This window comes from Komagataeibacter kakiaceti JCM 25156 (assembly GCF_000613305.1).
In genome coordinates, this window is sequence record NZ_BAIO01000339.1 from 1 (window position 1) to 2599 (window position 2599).

Sequence of the window (2599 nt, forward strand, 5' to 3'; positions counted from 1 at the left end):
CTCTTCAGCGCGGTGCGGGCCTGCATGGCTTCGTCACGTTCGGCGCGCAGGGTGTCCAGTTCACGGCGCAGGGTGGCCATATCGGGGGTTTCGGGAACGCTTGATCGGGTCATGGGGTCTCTCCGTAACAGGTAAAATCAGGTCAGGCTGTCGGCGCTGATACGTGCCCATTCCGCATGGGGTGACGGAGCGCCCGCACGCGCGGCAAAAATGGCGCAGGCCGTCTGACGTGAAACGAAGCCGCCCTGCACCGCCGTATTCAGCCCCTGTGCAAGTTGCGCCAGTTCAGCCTCCGTGCCCGGAAAATAGGGGGGCCACTGTAACGCCAGGCCACTGGAATCAAGGTCAGCATACTCCACGCCGCCAATGCGCAGGCCACCATGTATGGCCTGTGAAAAACGGCAGACCATGCGGTACAGCGCCAGCAGCCCATATTCACCGTAGGAAAGGCGCATCCGGTCCGCCAGCCACAGAAGCGGCTGGTACAGCATCTCCATCGCCCGGCCCGATGTGGGGGCGGCCAGACTGTCGGCCTGGGCGCGGTTGCCATGGATCTGCTCCATCACGCTGGCGCGTAGTTCACGGTAATGCGCGCGCATGGCGTCCGCCGCGTCACCGTTTATTTCCAGCAGCTTGGCGTCGCCATCCAGCGGCAGGGTCAGCGCGCTCGCCGCCCCGCCGGTAGCCGCAGGCGTGCCATCGGCATACGGATCCGGCCCCGCGCGGATGACAAGGCGCGGGTCGGCGCTGTATTTCAGTCCCCGCCCGGATTGGGACAGCAGGTAATCGCACTCGATGACCGTATCAATGGCGGGGGCGAAGGTGCATGGCCCGTCAATCACGCCGGGGGCGGCAAGGTTCGCCATCCACACCCAGGGCACGAAGCCAAGGCCATGATGCATGCCGCGCGCGCCATCCACCCGCACGGGCAGGCCCGCATCGACACGCTGGGGCACATAAACATGGCAATCCGTCCGGTCCCACACACGTTGCCACCAGAACAGGCTCGCCCCGTCCTGCGCCCCGATGGGACAGCCCTGCGCGGCCAGAACATGGCCGGGTACCTTGTAGCGTTCCGTTACGCTGGAAAGTTCGCCACAGGCGTCCCATTGCGGGGTCAGGTACAGCGTATCATGTACCTGCAGGCGCAGGCGATGGTCCACGGCTTCCAGCAGCACCGCAACCGAACCGATGCTACCGCGCGTGGCGGCATCCGTCATGAGCGCGGGCAGCGCTGTTTCCGTGGCCATCTGCGCCAGTATGCCGGGCAGCGCCGGGTCGTGCGCCCCCGTTGCAGGCCAGTGGGACGCCCCGAATACCAATGAGACGGCATCATCCACCACCGCGCGGCACATATTGGTCCGGACCGACGGCCTGCGGCACGCCAGCGGTATATATTCCCCTGCCCCGTTATACTCTGTGCCGAACGGGTTGGGGATGGCGTCGTACTGCGTCCCCTCACGCACACGCGTCAGGGCGGCGAGGTCATGCGCGCGGGCGGGCAGGTCCGGGTCACGCGGATAGGTTTTCTTGAGTTCCTGCCAGTCCATGTGATTTCTCCGATAGGCGTGGCGGTATGATGACAGCGGAACTGTCGGGCGAATATTATGTATTTATTGATGTAAACATAAGCATATATTAATAATATTCTTTACCTATATTTTAAAAAACTTCACCAAAATATATTATGATTTACTGAATATATTACATGGTGGTTTTCAGGCATGCGATAAAAGTGGCAGGTCACGGGTGGCAGAAAGGCCGTCACGTCTGCAAAACAGGTATCATGACTTCGGACAGGGTGAATGACAGTATATATCCCCGAACGGGAACTACCTGTTCCTGCGTTCAGGTGCGCGGCCCGGTGAACATCATGATCCTGGGTATGGAGAAAATAATCGCTTCCTCCAGATAGATCATATTGAGGGTTCTGACCGCTTTTTCCCGGACACGCATATACCAGCGGTAAAAAGCCACGACCTTCTGCTGTGGTATCACCCCGCTCCGGGCAAAAGCACCAGACGGTGGTGGGAAAAGGAGGCAGGCCCCACAAAGTGACATGACCAGCACCTTGCGGATGTCTCTAAAGACCAAGGGGGCGGTTCTCCTTTCCCTATTTCCAGCAGGGAGCCTGATACCGGTTCCCGCCATCATGCCTATGCATATGCATCGGGTTGCAAACCCTTACAGCCTGAATGGCGGCAACGTTCCCAGCACGGAATTTCGGGAAAGCCATCCGATCATGGAAAGGCCGGGCTTACCGCCCGATATTGAAACGCGTGGGCGTCCATCGCGCTGGCGCTGGCAGGGGGGCGGCAAGCATGAGGTCACTCAGTGCCCATACCAGCGCATCGGCGGTCGGGAGAATGGGGGCCATGGTAGCCGGCAGCGGAAAACTGACATAACTGTTCCTCCATCGTGGCGAAGGTGCGTGATGCGTCACGCGGCCCTGTTCATATAACGCGGCTACAGGCTCGGCTCGCGCAGCCTTGCCCCGGCTGGCGGTAACCATGCGCAGGGGGGCCGCCGGGTTGATGCCGCGCAGCGTGGCTTCCACCAGCGCGCCCGCCAAAATTATGCTCGGCCAACAATGCGTTCG

General features: G+C 61.1%; 2 protein-coding genes and 1 pseudogene. All 3 read right to left on the reverse strand.

The genetic code is table 11. The features are described from left to right. Positions 1-137: 137 nt before the first annotated feature. Entirely contained in the window at positions 138-1550 is a 1413-nt protein-coding gene (locus JCM25156_RS13400) for a phage portal protein (protein ID WP_025813482.1), read from the reverse strand. Positions 1551-1848: 298 nt separating this feature from the next. Further along, positions 1849-2154 (reverse strand): hypothetical protein, encoded by a 306-nt coding sequence (locus JCM25156_RS28940; RefSeq protein ID WP_148299394.1) that lies wholly within the window; start codon positions 2152-2154, stop codon positions 1849-1851. Between the two features lie 103 nt (positions 2155-2257). After that, positions 2258-2599 (reverse strand): annotated as a pseudogene (locus JCM25156_RS13410) (phage terminase large subunit); the annotation flags it as partial.

Excerpts from the sequence above, each read along its gene's own strand:
- JCM25156_RS13400 (WP_025813482.1), bottom strand. The coding sequence starts at position 1,550 with ATGGACTGGCAGGAACTCAAGAAAACCTATCCGCGTGACCCGGACCTG.
- JCM25156_RS28940 (WP_148299394.1), bottom strand. The coding sequence starts at position 2,154 with ATGATGGCGGGAACCGGTATCAGGCTCCCTGCTGGAAATAGGGAAAGG.